Raw genomic sequence first — 14,583 nt, forward strand, 5'->3', positions numbered from 1 at the left:
GGGATGGCCGCTCCCCCATTAAACAGCAGCATGATGTGCCAAAATGGGAGTTCAATCTAATTTATTGAACAGGCAGGAGCATCCGAGATGAAGGCTACTACAGTCGGTATTGATTTGACAGATGTGCGATTTACATACATCGTTTCACTTTTCTGAAAACTGTTTTTAATATTCAATATTACCCAACGAAATATGGGCCTACGTTTCGTCTGACGGGCGAAGATGCTGTTATTGCAGTTAATTCAAAAGGTGAGGTTATCACTATGTGGAAAAGGAGTAACACTGGAGCGAGAAAATGAAAGCTAAACAAGAAACCCTTTTGAGGGCTGTCGTTGCTAAACATGGTCCGGAACATATCAAATTAATCAATGTATTGCTATCTGAGTCTATCGATGATGATGGGAAGTTGATTCTTTCTTGCTTGGTAAATAATGAATTTTTGGAAGAAGGAATTAATCCAGATTTCTCTCCTAATACGTTTGGTTGCGAACTGGAAGACCTAATAGATATTATAAATAAATAAAGTGTTATCTAGTTATTCGGGAACCAGCGTTACCCAATGTACAGCCAGTCGCACGTACTTCAGTTCCAAGTCAATCTATTACTACAGCTATAAGCAGTAATAGATTGAGTATGCAACTTGCTGCTGAGCAGGCTGCCGGCGTGCGGATGCCGACAGAGATTGTTGGCTATATTAAACATGTGATTAATCATGCTATTTCGCGTGAGGGCGTGGGAATAAATCCAAGAAGTATTTTTGATTCTTGAAAAATCCAATTTTTATTCGATATAAACCATCGAAATATGGGCCCACATTCCAATTGACGGGCAAAGATGCAGTTGTAGTAATTAATCCAAATGGAGAAATTGTCACTGCTTGGCCAAAAGGTAAATCTGGAGTAAGAAAATGAATACTAGGCAAATTGCTCTTCTAAGAGATATCGTTGCTAAACGCAGTTCAGAGCATATGAAATTAATTGATGAATTACTATCTGAATCTATAGATTATGATGGAAAATTATTCCTCATTGAGTTAGTGAACGATGAATTTTTGGAAAAATGAATTAATCCAGATTTCTCTTCTAATGCAACTGGAGATGAGCTTGAATCTTTATTGGATGCAATAAATCATAAGGTGTTTTGGGAATAATTTTATTTTTGTAATAATCTACATGTTTTACAATTAAATTTTTACTTTTCGTATTGAGAGAAATACTTAATACTAAGTAAGGTACCTCCAAACCGAGGTGCCAATTGACCCGTCAAGTCTAACGCGTTGGCGCAAGCGGCTTGGTGAAGCAAGCGTAGAAGAGCTATTAGCAGAGACAATCGAAGCGTCCAAACGTAGTGATGTCATCAAAGCGTCGAGCGTAAAACTAGTGATCGTTGACACCACGGTGATGGAGAAGGTGATAGCGTATCCGACCGATTCGCGATTGCTAGAGCGTTGCCGAGAGCATTTGGTTAAAGCGGCGACACAGTACGGTTTAAAGTTACGGCAAAACTACAACCGAGTCGCGCCGCGTCTATCAATTAAAATCAGTCGTTATGCGCACGCGAAGCAATTCAAAAGGATGCACAAGGCGTTGGGCACACTGCGTTCGCGAGCGGGACGAGTGATGCGTGACGTTGAGCGACAAATCGAGTCGGTGGCGGAGCAAGGGCGTGATGCATTGCGAGAGTTGATTGTGCGTAAAAAACGAATCATTTCGCAAAGGCCCAAGGATCAAGACAAACTCTATGCTCTGCATGCTCCGAAAGTGGAGTGCATAGCCAAAGGCAAGGCGCGTAAGCCGTACGGGTTTGGTGTAAAAGTGTCGATCACAACGACTCACCAGGAAGGGCTAGTGGTTGGCGCACGCTCGATGCCAGGAAATCCCTATGATGGTCATACACTGGCCGAAGCGCTAGAATAGGCAGCGATCCTCAGTGATGTGACGTTAGAAAAACTATTTATTCAGGATTAACTCATTAGCCTTTACGCCATAGCCAGCCGCTGAGCAGAAGGAAAGCCATGGCCATCAGCAGGGCGGTGTTAATCAGATAATATTCACCATAAATGCGGGATACCAACGGGACTAAGAGCGCGCTTAATCCATAGCCGAGCGTATGGCTGGTGGCGATAACCCCCGCCCCTTTACCGGTCGAAAGGCGTGCATTAAGCAGCAGCTGATAGCCAGGTGTTGCTATCGCCGCACCGAAAGAAGTCACAGCGATACCGCAATAAAATACCGCCAGTTGCGCCATCAACATCATGCTAAGCCCGGCTACCATCAGCAGTGCCGCCAACCATAGCAACGTCATCGCCTTAAAGCGCTGCGGACGCACTACCAGAAACTGTGCCAGTAGAGTACTCGCCGCTGCCAGGCTCAGTAGCAGAGCCACATGATGGCTAACCCGCGCGGCTTCGCCTATAAATGGTTTCAGGTGCGGAGCCAGCCCAAGCTGCATCAGACTGATACAGGCCGCCAGCAGCAGAGCCAGCAGCAGATAAGGCAACATCGTTATCTGCAAGCGGGTGGACTGATGCGCAGCCGGCGGTAAAGGAGGATCGTTTGGCTGACGCATAATCAACAAAAAAGCTAGGAACGGAGCAACCGCCATCAGCCACAATGGCGCCTGCGGATGGAAGTTCAATGTCGCTACCGCCAAAGGAGGCCCCAGCAGACGCCCGCAACTCAGCCCCGAACTGATGGTAGCTAGCGCCGCCATACGGTTTTCAGGCCCCGACCGCTGTATCGCCCACGTCTGCGCCGCCGGCACCATGCCGGACACAGTCAGGCCGTACAGTGCACGTGAAACGATCAATCCCGTCACCCCCCAGAAGGCACTGACGAGCCCCGTCGTCATCCCCCACACGACCAGCGCCATCACAGCAAAACTGACCAGATAGCCGCTAAGTGCGGCCAGCACCACTGACTTGCAGCCACGAATTTCTGACTGTCGTCCCCACCAGGGCGACGCGGGAAGAAACAGCATTGAACCGAACATTAGTAACCCCGCCCAGACAGAAAGCGACAAACCGGTCATCTCTACCAACTGGGGCAGAACTACTAGTAAACCGTTTTGACCGATACCAAGTAATCCGGCGCATAAAGCAAGCGACCAGCTAGCTTTCGGAGTGCTTCCACGCTTTAGAACTTCAGGAGATGCGCTCATACAATCGTTAAATAGAGTGTCCGTAAATGTGAGGAGATTATGAAGTTAACGCAAAAAATATTGCGGAAATGTTGCCATCGCGGCTCACAATTGTTAGAGTATATATACTAATAAATAATTATCAACACTATCTGAGTGAGATTTCATTATGCATTCCTATTTCTGTCCCGCTGGTACAGACGTTGCGGCCCAGTGCTTTTTGAACGCGCTGTTGCGCGAAACTCAGAACTGGGAGCGTTTGCCTGCTAATGCATCAGATGAGCCTGCACAAATACTCATTCCTCTTTCTGCCAGGCAGGCTCTACGAGTTTCGGTCCGCTATTTCTCTCCGACACAACACCATCAGTATTGTTTCCCCGCGCAACTTATCAATACCGATGACAGCCAGGGTGAAGACGTTGATTTTGAAAAAATGGTGTCGCTTATCCTTGCAAATCCTGCAGTGAAAGGGGAACTTGCGGATGAGGTAATCGCGCGCTTCAAAAGCCGTGTTCAGGAAAGTCACAAGTATACCTGGCAGGCCATAGACCTTCGCCACGACTGGGCACAGCAGCTGCGCCATAAGCCATTGAACTTTGCCGAAGCCGAGCAGGCGCTACTGGTAGGCCACGCTTTCCATCCGGCCCCTAAATCCCACCAGCCGCTTAACGAAACCGAAGCGCGCCGTTACCTCCCGGCTTTTGCACCACGTTTCCCGTTGCGCTGGTTTGCCGTGGATAAGGCTTTTGTGGGTGGTGACAGCCTCATGATGCCCCTGCGTGCCAGGCTGTTGCGCTTTGCCGAACAGAGTGCGCCGGAATTGCTCAGTTATTTTACCGACGACCGCTGGCTGCTGCCGATGCACCCTTGGCAGGCGGAATATCTGCTTACACAAAACTGGTGCCTGCAACTCCTGGAAAGTGGTGCGCTGAACGATTTGGGGGAAGCAGGCGCAAGCTGGCTACCAACCAGTTCCGCACGTTCGCTCTACAGCGAAACCAACAGTGACATGATCAAATTCTCTCTCAGCGTGCGCCTTACTAACTCAGTCCGCACGTTGTCAATGAAGGAAGTGGAACGCGGTATGCGTCTGGCACGCCTGGCGCATACTCCACGTTGGCAGGAGTTGCAGGCGCGCTATCCGACCATGCGCATTATGCAGGAAGATGGCTGGGTAGGCCTGCGTGATGTAGGAGGCCAGTTGCAGGAAGAAAGCCTGATGGTACTGCGCGTCAACCTTCTATTCGCAACGCCTCAAACGCAAACCAACGTGCTGGTCAGCCTGACCCAGGCCGCTCCCGATGGCGGCGACAGTCTGCTGGTCGAAGCCGTTCGCCGGCTCAGCCAGCGTCTGAACTTGCCGCCGGCTCAAGCTGCCCGTTGCTGGCTGGAAGCCTACTGTAATTGTGTTCTGCTGCCGCTGTTCAGTGCCGAGGCGGACTACGGGCTGGTGCTGCTGGCCCATCAACAAAACATTCTCGTGGAAATGCATGAGGATCTGCCCGTTGGTCTGCTCTATCGCGACTGCCAGGGCAGTGGTTTCACCGAAGGCGCCAATGAATGGCTCGCCGAAGTGGGTGAGAGTGAAGCCGAAAACCGCTTCAGCGAAAGCCAGTTACTGCGCTACTTCCCCTATTACCTGCTGGTGAATTCAACCCTTGCCGTAACTGCGGCACTCGGCGCTGCTGGGTTCGAAAGCGAAGAAAACCTGATGGAGCAAGTTCGTGAGGCACTTCTTAAACTGCGCCGTAAAGTGAAGCAAACTCGCTGTCTGGATTACGTGCTCGACAGCCAGCACTGGAACTGCAAAGGCAACTTCTTTTGCTATCTGCATGACCACAACGAAAACACTATCGCCGACCCGGCGGTCATCTACTTTGATTTCAGCAACCCGTTCTATAAGGAGAAAGCGTGATGCCGCACGCGAGCATTGTTCATGACGGTTATGGTTTCCGCTGCACTCAAATCGATACTGCGCTCCCGCTGACGCTGGGGTTTGATGGCAGCGCAGTACTCCAGCGTATGCCATCACCGCCCGAGGGTTGGCTTGTCGAAGCGTTGGATCAGCTCTTTGTCGCGGCTCCTCAGCTTACCGGTATCACCCTTCCCTGGGCGGACTGGCGTGCTGAGCCACAGGCACAGGTGCTGTTCACTCTTGCGCAAAGTGATTATCTAGCACGAGAAACCTTCTGGCAGATGCCGCTCTGGTTGCGTGGCGAGCGCCAGAGCGCTAGCGGCAAGATGCAGTACGACGAAACGCGCCAGCTCTATTTTCCAGTGCGCCCGGCTCGCCCACAGGGTGAGGTTTATCGTCGCTACGACGTACAGATTAAGCGAACTATCAGTTTCCGTCTGGTGGACGTGGAACAAGACGCAGAGCGTTTTACCTGCTGGATGAATTCACCACGCGTGAATGCTTTCTGGGAAATGGCAGGACCGCAGGCGGAACAGGAAAAATATCTGCACCGCCAGCTTAATTCTTTGTACTGCTACCCACTTATCGGATGTTTTGACGATGAGCCCTTCGGTTATTTCGAAGTCTATTGGGCGCCGGAAGATCGTATTGGTCGTTACTATCGCTGGCAGCCGTTTGACCGCGGTCTGCATATGCTGGTGGGCGAAGAAAAATGGCGTGGCGCGCAGTACATCCGCAGTTGGCTGCGCGGGCTGACCCATTATCTGTGGCTCGATGAATCACGTACCACACGCATTGTGGCTGAACCTCGTTTTGACAATCAGCGCCTGTTCCGCCATCTGCCAATCGCCGGTTATGAGACGCTCAAAGAATTCGATTTCCCGCACAAACGCTCGCGCCTTGTGATGTGCCAGCGTAACCACTTCTTCAGCGAGGTGGGCCTGTGATGCTGGAATTGTGGAACCAGGTCAACCGCGAGATGGTAGCGAAGATCCTCGCGGAACTGGAATACGAACGTACACTCAGCGCCCATGAAGAAAACTACGGTCGCTGGACGGTTCAGTTAGGCGATGAAACCTGGCGGTTTAGCGCAAAGCGCGGCATCTGGGGCTGGCTGCATATCGATTCACAGACCCTTATCAGCAACAGCGGCAATCCCATCGAAGCGGAAAGCGCGCTGCGTCAGCTTGCCATGGTGTTGAAAATGAACGATGCTCAGACCGCAGAGCATCTGGAAGATCTCTACGCCACGCTGCGCGGAGATTTACAGCTATTCGAAGCACGCAAGGCATTAAATGCCGATGCGCTTATCGCTCTCGATCCTGACGAACTTCAATGCCTGCTTTGCGGCCACCCGAAGTTCATCTTCAACAAGGGCCGCCGTGGTTGGGGGCTGGATGCGCTAAGACAGTATGCACCAGAATACCGTGGACGTTTCCGTCTGCATTGGGTTGCCGTACGCCGTGACCTGCTGGCGTGGAGTGCTAACGAAGAGTGTCACATCAACACTCTGCTGGCAAGTGCGATGGACAGCACTGAACGCGAGCGTTTCAACCAATGCTGGCAGACGCTGAACCTTGACGGTAATTGGCTGCCAGTGCCGCTGCATCCGTGGCAGTGGCGACAGAAAATTGCCATTCATTTCTTGCCCCAACTGGCGCGCGGTGAGATAGTAGAACTTGGCGAATTTGGCGATGAATATCTAGCGCAGCAGTCGCTGCGCACCCTGACTAACGCCAGCCGCAACGTGCGTTTTGACATCAAACTGCCGCTCACCATTTACAACACTTCCTGCTACCGCGGTATTCCCGGCAAGTATATTACAGCCGGTCCGTTAGCATCACGCTGGCTGCAGCAGCAATTTGCACAGGACGCCACGCTGAGAAATGTGGGCGCACAAATCCTCGGCGAACCTGCAGCTGGCTATCTGGCGCATACCGGTTACTCGGCGCTGCCCAAAGCGCCCTATCGTTACCAAGAAATGCTCGGTGTCATCTGGCGCGAAAATCCTTCCTGCTATCTGCAAGAAGGTGAACAGGCGGTGATAATGGCAGCACTGATGGAAACGGATAACGCAGGTTACCCGCTGATAGGTGCCTGGATAAAGCGATCAGGCCTCAGCGCTGAGGCCTGGCTTACAAAAATGTTCCAAGCGGCCGTCATTCCGTTCTACCACCTGATATGCCGCTACGGCGTGGCGCTGATTGCCCATGGGCAGAACGTCACGCTGATCATGAAAGGCCATATCCCGCAACGCATTTTGCTGAAAGATTTTCAGGGGGATATGCGTCTGGTGGATGAAGATTTCCCAGAAGCAGCTTCGCTCCCCTTGCAGGTGAAAGACGTGACGGCACGCCTGAGTGCCGACTACCTGATCCACGACCTGCAAACCGGCCACTTCGTAACTGTGCTGCGCTTTATCTCACGCCTGACGGAACAGTGTAGCGTCAGCGAAACCCGCTTCTATCAACTTCTGGCTGGCGTTTTACAGAGCTATATGGTTCAGCATCCGCAGATGGCGGAGCGCTTTGCGCTGTTTGATTTGTTTAAACCGCAAATCCTTCGCGTGGTGCTCAACCCGGTAAAACTCACCTTCTCCGAACACGACGGTGGCAGCCGCATGTTACCGAACTACTTAACCGATCTAGATAACCCTCTTTACCTGGTCACCAGGGAGTCCGCACAATGAAAATGTATGATTTCATCGGTATTGGTATTGGCCCGTTTAACCTCAGCGTAGCTGCGCTTGCCGAAGGGCTTGAGGGCTTCAGTTCGCTATTCCTTGAGCGCAAACCGCACTTTTCCTGGCACCCAGGCATGATGGTTCCGGACTGCTATATGCAGACCAGTTTCCTGAAAGACCTAGTGAGCGCGGTGAGGCCCACCAACCGCCACAGCTTTATCAACTATCTGGTACAGCGTAAAAAGTTCTATCGTTTCCTGACCACTGAACAGCGCACCGTTTCGCGTGAAGAGTTTGCGGACTACCTGTGCTGGGCGGCGAGAAATCTGGATAATCTCTCCTTCAGTCAGCAAGTACAGCAGGTCAGTTTTGATGACAAAGTCGGGCTGTTTAACGTGAAGACCCAGCGCGGCTACTACCGCGCGCGCCATGTGTGCCTCGGCATTGGAAAGCAGATCAACCTGCCGGCTTGCGTTACGGAGCAGAGCGACCGCTGCTTCCACGCAAGCGAGATGATGCTGCGCACGCCTTCGCTTGCCGGTAAACGCGTAACAGTGGTGGGCGGCGGCCAGAGCGGCGCAGATCTTTTTTTAAATATTCTCCGCAGTGAATGGGGGCGGCCTGCCGAACTCAACTGGGTGTCACGCCGCAACAACTATAACGCGCTGGACGAAGCCGCTTTTGCCAACGAGTACTTTACCCCGGAGTACATGGAGAGCTTCTCAACGCTTGGTGACAATGCCCGCCGCCAGATTCTGGCCGAACAGAAAATGACTTCCGATGGGATCACCACCGAATCCCTGCTCGCCATTTATCGCGCCATATATCACCGCTTTGAAGTGCTGCGCGAAAAACCCTGGATACGGCTGATGCCATCGCGCTCAGTTACCCGCGTGACGCCGAGTCGTGAGAACCAGCGTTTAACGCTGCGCCATCACGTCGACAATGGCGAAGAGCAGTTGGACACCAACGTGGTGATTTTCGCCACCGGCTATCGCACTGAGCGCCCTGCGTTCCTCGCGCCCCTGGCACACCGTCTGCACCTGGATCACGAGGAAGAGTACCAGGTGAATACCGATTTTACCCTCGACTGGGACGGTCCGCAGGAAAATCGCCTGTTTGCCGTGAATGCCGGGATGCACAGCCTCGGCATTGCAGAACCTCAGCTCAGCCTGATGGCCTGGCGCTCTGCACGAATTCTTAACCGCGTGCACCCGGACGAACCGTTTGAGCTGACGACCACTCCTGGCGTTATCCACTGGCACAGTACATCAAGGTCCAGCGAGAGCGAACACAGTGAGAGTGAAGCTACAATTTGACGGCATATGTACTAGTCGCGATTTGATCTGACAGTTACCTGATTTGAAAGATGCAGTTGTCAGCTGAGCTCAGAACTAGTACATATAAATAATAAAAACCGTTTATATAGTGGATTACGTTTTAAATATAACCAAGAAAGATGCGACCTAATGGGGGCGGCTACGCAGTTTATGCAAGCAACTGCATCCTTTACAAAGTTTTGATCTGAAAAGGATGCCGCCTTCAGGTTATGGTGCCGAGCAAAATAATCGCAACAGTAATCGTCAGGGCGCCACCTAAACGAGTTGCCATTTGCGCAAATGGCATCAACTGTAAGCGATTAGCAGAGGTTAGAATAGCTACGTCGCCAATCCCTCCCATGCCGCTGTGGCAGGCATTGATAATGGCCCCTTCAATCGGATATAACCCTACCCAACGCCCAACAAAGAAGCCGACTGTCGTAAGGGTCACCACGGTGACAACAATCGTGATGATGTTAGCCACTGTGAAAGCAGCCATTAAATGGTCCCAGGGCGCAATTGTGACGCCGATTGCAAACAGCAGTGGGTAAGTCACAGTACTAGAGAAGAAATGATAAACAGTGCGTGCGCCATCTTCTAATTTTGGTGAAATCGCATAAGTTAATTTGGCGAGCACAGCCAAAAATAGCATGGCGACAGGAGCCGGCAGGCCAATCAATTTATGCACTAGCATGCCCAACATATATAAACAGATGGCGACCATACCGGCGGCTGCAATATGTTCAACTGTAACGGTAGAAGCATCGGCATGTTTTGCTAAAATGCCACTGTCACTTGCATGCAAACGACCTTCTCCGCTATAGCGGCTATAGCGTTTGCCCAATTGGTTGAGTAAGGCAGCGCAGATAATCGCAGTCAAATTGCCGAGCATGACAGCGGGTACAATCTGAGCAAACAATTGCCCTTGTGGTAGGTTCAAAATGTCAGCGTAGCCAAGGGTAAGCGGAATTGCTCCTTCACCAATGCCGCCGGCCATAATTGGGATAATAATATAGAAGAAAGTATGATGCGCGCCTAAGCCAAAGGCCATTCCAGTGAGGGTACCTACAATCGCGGCAATGACTGAGCCAGCAGCGAGTGGCAGGAAAATTTTAGCGAAGCCTTTGACCAGAGCTTGGCGATCCATACTAAGAATGCTGCCAACGACAACGGAAGCAATAAACAAATATAATACGTTGGTCGTTTGCCAAAAATCTTTGACTGATTGGGTTAACTCATTAGGCAGTAATTGATAATACACCAAGCAGGAGGGCAAAAAGGTGGCGACAATAACGGGTCCTCCGATTCTACGTAGGCCTGGAATGCGCGCTCCTAGTTCGGCGCAGGTAAAGCCACATACTGCAAGAATGGCAATCATAATTGAAATATCGCCTGAGATTTTACCCAGCGTGAGTAAAGTACCCAAGCAAATCACAACTAGACAATATACAGGCAGCGGAATAATGCCAATGCGCTTATCCATCCAATGCCACCAGAGAGAGTTCTGGCTTGGCGAATAATGTAGCGGACCGTCGCTTCTAGGCCGGTTTGCAAGTTGCCGCCAAAGTTTGCGCGTAAAAGCAAATGTGCCTAAAGAAAAAGTGCTCATTAAGGGTTTCCTGTCTGGTTCTGTATTTTTTACTTATGGTGCGCCCTCTACTATGTAAAATGAAGGGCGCTTCTCTAGAATGTAGTTTTGGCGAAGTTGACCTACTTAACAAGAGTAGCGTTCAGGAACTAGTGATGCTAAATAGTCAACGAAGATTCGATTTAGTCAACAAAAATTCGATTACGGTGTTTTAGCGCACGTTCACCCATTTTTCTGTACAGGTAAGTTTTTAGATGAAAACAATTAAAACCGGGCTTTTGGGTTTTGGCACTGTCGGTCAGGGCGTATGGAGTGTGCTCCTGCGCAATCACGGCGAAATTAGCCGCCGGGCCGGGTGCGGCATTGAAATTAAACGAATTGCCGTACGCGATATCGGCAAAGCGCGGGCAATACTAGGCGCAACCGATTCAGTTGTATTGGATACAGATGCTCATGCATTGGTCGACGATCCAACCCTTGATATTGTGGTAGAGGCCATTGGTGGTACCACGATTGCGCGAGAATTAGTGTTGCGTGCACTCGCACAGGGCAAGCATGTAGTGACGGCCAATAAAGCCCTGCTTGCGGTCCATGGCACTGAGATTTTTGCCATGGCGCGTAAGCACGGAGTGATGGTAGCATTCGAGGCCGCTGTCGCCGGTGGTATCCCGATTATCAAAATTCTTCGTGAAGGATTAAGCGCTAACCGAATTCAATGGATTGTTGGCATTATCAATGGCACAACAAATTTTATTTTGTCTGAAATGCGCGAGCACGGAATTGATTTTGAGGCAGCGCTAAATCGTGCTCAACGCCTTGGTTACGCAGAGGCCGATCCAACCATGGATATTGCAGGCATAGATGCTGCCCACAAAGCAGCGCTGATGAGCGCGATTGCTTTTGGCGTGCCAGTACAGTTTGAGAGCGCATATATTGAGGGTATTCAAGGACTTGCGGCCCTTGATATTCAATATGCAGAAGAATTGGGTTACCGAATCAAGCTACTGGGTATTATACGGCGTGTTGCAGATGGAATTGAGTTGCGCGTGCATCCAACTTTGATCCCGGCTAAACATTTGTTGGCCAATGTTGAAGGGGCGATGAATGCAGTCGTGGTGTACGGTGATGCAGTGGGTTCGACACTTTATTATGGCAAGGGCGCGGGAGGGGAGCCTACGGCCTCTGCCGTGGTGGCCGATCTTATTGATGTGACGCGCCTGCAGACTGCAGATCAAAGCCATCGTGTGCCACCTCTGGCATTTCAGCCGGATCGACTATCAAAATTGGCAATCTTGCCAATCAGTGAAGTGAGATGTAGTTATTATTTACGGCTGCGCGTGGCGGACGTGACAGGGGTATTGGCTAACATCACAAAGATTCTTGCTGATAACGACATTTCAATTGATGCTCTGTTGCAAAAAAAATTCCATCTGCTTGAATGCGCGGGCGGCAATCAGACGGATGATTTAATTTTAATTACCCATCTGACACTTGAAAAGCAAATAAACACGGCGATTGAGCAAATGAGTGCATTGCCGACGGTGATGCCGCAAATGACTAAACTGCGGATTGAAACATTAAATGAAGAGTGTTAGTGCATGAACTACATTTCTACCCGTGGTGCTCATGCGGACGAGCGCCGGACCTTTACCGATATTTTGCTTGCCGGCCTAGCTGAAGATGGTGGGTTGTATCTACCTGCAGTCTACCCTTCGATTACACGGGACGAACTTCAGCGCTGGCGAGGCCTGTCATATGCAGATCTTGCCTATGAAATTCTCGCAAAATTCTGTGACGATATTCCCGCTTATGATTTGCGGGCGCTTACGCGCCGCACCTATACGGCTCAAATATATAGCCATGCGCGTGAGTCTGAGAGGGCGACACAGATCACACCGCTTAAAGCCTTGGGTACCGAAAAAGGCGCACCTCTTTACCTGCTTGAGCTATCCAATGGCCCTACGCTGGCGTTTAAAGACCTAGCGATGCAACTGCTTGGCCAACTCTTTGAGTATATGCTGGCAAAATCAGGTGAGCAGCTCAATATCCTTGGCGCAACCTCAGGCGACACAGGGAGCGCCGCCGAATATGCGATGCGTGGCAAGCAGGGGATTCGTGTCTTTATGCTCTCGCCCCATCAAAAAATGAGTGCGTTCCAAAGCGCACAGATGTATAGCTTGCAAGATCCGAATATCTTCAATCTTGCGGTTGCCGGGGTGTTTGACGATTGCCAAGATTTAGTCAAAGCGGTCTCAAACGATCACGCGTTTAAAGCGCGGCATAAGATTGGCACCGTGAATTCGATCAATTGGGCGCGGGTAGTTGCGCAAATTGTGTACTACGTGAAAGGTTGGTTGGCGGCAACTGAGCCAATGCTTACTTGCGCAGAAGGAGCCACTGAGGCTTTTCCGGCTGGATCTACTGCAACAGTAGTGGGGCAGGGGGGGAGTGGCCAGTCACTCCCTAAAGTCTCGTTTTGTGTCCCCTCGGGTAATTTCGGTAATGTGTGTGCGGGACATATTGCCCGCATGATGGGGTTGCCGATTGATAAACTTGTTGTAGCGACCAATGAAAATGACGTGCTGGATGAATTTTTCCGTACGGGCAGTTACCGCGTCCGCGACGCTGCGCGTACGTATCATACGAGCAGCCCGAGTATGGATATTTCAAAAGCATCGAATTTTGAGCGTTTTGTATTTGATCTGCTTGAGCGCGATCCAGCGCGTGTGCGGCAGTTATTTAATGAACTTGAAGCCAAGAAAGGTTTTGACTTATCAGGCAGCAGCGATTTTGCGCGCATTAACCAGTTTGGCTTTGTTTCAGGCAGGAGTTCGCATCAAGAGCGTATGGCGGCAATCCAGGATATCTATGCGCGCTATGCCACCATGATTGATACACATACTGCCGATGGCCTGACGGTGGCTCGCCGTTATCTAGAGCCTGGCGTACCGATGGTGGTGCTTGAAACGGCGCAGCCGGTTAAATTCAGTGCGGCCATTCGCGAGGCATTGGGGCAAGACCCTGCAAGGCCAGTTGCATTCGCCGGTATTGAAGAGTTGCCGGTGCGCTTCAAAGTGGTGCCGCCTGATGTGCAGTCTTTGAAAGAATTCATTGCTGCTCATACTGGAGCGTAAGGCTGGGCAGAGGCGGCAAAAACTGATATTTTTTACCTACTGAGTTGTAGCCCCGTTAAATTAGTACGTTCAGCGGCTAGCTCCAACCTAGATCGCCACCAGTGTATGCATGCGTCAGCAAGGCACGTAGTCGAATCGATCAAATCCGCATCTTTTGTCGCCGCAGGCAACACCATAGGCAACTCGGTGCAACCCAGAATGATCACGTCAGGATGTAACGCACGACTCGCCGCCAGAGAGTATGCCAAGTGCTTTGATGAACTATCGAGGTTTCCAGACTTGGCAAGGGCAATGGCAGAGTGTGTTGAGTGGACAACCTCGTCGCTGACATCAATGGGCTGAATCCCAAAATCCTTCAATGCGGCGTCGTACAATCGATACCGGATCGTGGAGCGCGTACCCAAAACCACCGCATTTCTGGCACCCAGACGCGCAGCGTGTTCTGCAGTCACAGATACCATATCAATCAGCGGTACCTGCAACGATGCAGTGAAGTCGTGACGCCAATAATGGGCAGTATTGCACGGAATGGCCACGGCACCACAGCCAGCTTGCTCCAACTGCCTTAGACGCGCGCGAATCATCGCCGGGACACTCGCATCCCCTGTCTCGACCGCACTCGAGCGGTCCGGAATTTCCGGGCAGGAAAGTAACGTAAATGGAACGTGATCTTGATCAGCTACTGCGGATGAGCGTTGGGCAAGCGTGCGTAGAAAGTGTGCCGTTGCCTCGCTACCCATTCCACCCAGAAGACCTAGGTGACCTTGTCCAAACGGATCATCCTTAATCATCAACCCTCCTTAAGA

12 protein-coding genes and 1 pseudogene are annotated in these 14,583 nt (G+C 51.1%); 10 read left to right on the forward strand and 3 right to left on the reverse strand.

Features of this window, described 5'->3' with window-relative positions:
• Positions 1 to 295: 295 nt before the first annotated feature.
• The 4 genes and pseudogenes from KMZ15_RS02425 to KMZ15_RS02440 form a co-directional block, all read left to right on the forward strand.
• Positions 296 to 523 (forward strand): hypothetical protein, encoded by a 228-nt coding sequence (locus KMZ15_RS02425; RefSeq protein WP_223693813.1) that lies wholly within the window; start codon positions 296 to 298, stop codon positions 521 to 523.
• Between the two features lie 110 nt (positions 524 to 633).
• Complete coding sequence (locus KMZ15_RS02430; protein WP_258134757.1) at positions 634 to 768, forward strand: hypothetical protein; 135 nt, start codon at positions 634 to 636, stop codon at positions 766 to 768.
• A gap of 139 nt (positions 769 to 907) precedes the next feature.
• Entirely contained in the window at positions 908 to 1,063 is a 156-nt protein-coding gene (locus KMZ15_RS02435) for a hypothetical protein (protein WP_223693816.1), read from the forward strand.
• A gap of 169 nt (positions 1,064 to 1,232) precedes the next feature.
• Positions 1,233 to 1,913: pseudogene (locus tag KMZ15_RS02440) on the forward strand (IS5 family transposase); the annotation flags it as partial.
• A gap of 58 nt (positions 1,914 to 1,971) precedes the next feature.
• Here KMZ15_RS02440 and KMZ15_RS02445 read toward each other — a convergent pair.
• The gene (locus tag KMZ15_RS02445) at positions 1,972 to 3,159 is read right to left on the reverse strand and encodes an MFS transporter (RefSeq protein WP_223693818.1); all 1,188 of its coding nucleotides are present in this window, start codon (positions 3,157 to 3,159) and stop codon (positions 1,972 to 1,974) included.
• A 148-nt stretch (positions 3,160 to 3,307) separates the two neighbouring features.
• On the opposite strand from KMZ15_RS02445, the gene KMZ15_RS02450 reads away from it, so the two are divergent.
• From KMZ15_RS02450 to KMZ15_RS02465, 4 genes are read left to right on the forward strand one after another with little or no spacing between them, the layout of a single operon-like run.
• Positions 3,308 to 5,053, forward strand: a complete 1,746-nt coding sequence (locus tag KMZ15_RS02450) for an IucA/IucC family siderophore biosynthesis protein (RefSeq protein ID WP_223693820.1) — start codon at positions 3,308 to 3,310, stop codon at positions 5,051 to 5,053.
• Positions 5,053 to 6,000 carry a GNAT family N-acetyltransferase gene (locus tag KMZ15_RS02455; protein WP_223693823.1) on the forward strand — a complete coding sequence of 316 codons (948 nt, stop codon included), beginning with the start codon at positions 5,053 to 5,055 and terminating at the stop codon, positions 5,998 to 6,000. Before KMZ15_RS02450 ends, KMZ15_RS02455 begins: the two co-directional genes overlap by 1 nt.
• Entirely contained in the window at positions 6,000 to 7,742 is a 1,743-nt protein-coding gene (gene iucC, locus KMZ15_RS02460; RefSeq protein ID WP_308710459.1) for an aerobactin synthase IucC, read from the forward strand. Before KMZ15_RS02455 ends, iucC begins: the two co-directional genes overlap by 1 nt.
• Complete coding sequence (locus KMZ15_RS02465; RefSeq protein WP_223693827.1) at positions 7,739 to 9,055, forward strand: lysine N(6)-hydroxylase/L-ornithine N(5)-oxygenase family protein; 1,317 nt, start codon at positions 7,739 to 7,741, stop codon at positions 9,053 to 9,055. The genes iucC and KMZ15_RS02465 overlap by 4 nt, the downstream gene beginning before the upstream one ends.
• A 223-nt stretch (positions 9,056 to 9,278) precedes the next feature.
• Here the strand turns inward: KMZ15_RS02465 and KMZ15_RS02470 are convergent, their stop codons facing one another.
• A complete protein-coding gene (locus tag KMZ15_RS02470; protein ID WP_223693830.1) occupies positions 9,279 to 10,664 on the reverse strand; it encodes a 2-hydroxycarboxylate transporter family protein in 1,386 nt (461 codons plus the stop codon).
• Positions 10,665 to 10,897: 233 nt separating this feature from the next.
• On the opposite strand from KMZ15_RS02470, the gene KMZ15_RS02475 reads away from it, so the two are divergent.
• On the forward strand, positions 10,898 to 12,238 hold the full coding sequence (locus KMZ15_RS02475; protein ID WP_223693833.1) for a homoserine dehydrogenase: 1,341 nt from the start codon (positions 10,898 to 10,900) through the stop codon (positions 12,236 to 12,238).
• Positions 12,239 to 12,241: 3 nt separating this feature from the next.
• Positions 12,242 to 13,777: a threonine synthase gene (locus KMZ15_RS02480; protein WP_223693836.1), complete on the forward strand. Its 1,536-nt coding sequence runs from the start codon at positions 12,242 to 12,244 to the stop codon at positions 13,775 to 13,777.
• A 32-nt stretch (positions 13,778 to 13,809) separates the two neighbouring features.
• Here KMZ15_RS02480 and KMZ15_RS02485 read toward each other — a convergent pair whose 3' ends face one another.
• On the reverse strand, positions 13,810 to 14,568 hold the full coding sequence (locus KMZ15_RS02485; RefSeq protein WP_223693838.1) for an aspartate/glutamate racemase family protein: 759 nt from the start codon (positions 14,566 to 14,568) through the stop codon (positions 13,810 to 13,812).
• Between the last annotated feature and the right edge of the window lie 15 nt (positions 14,569 to 14,583).

The sequence above is a fragment of the Mycoavidus sp. HKI genome, assembly GCF_020023735.2.
Taxonomy (GTDB): Bacteria; Pseudomonadota; Gammaproteobacteria; order Burkholderiales; family Burkholderiaceae; genus Mycoavidus.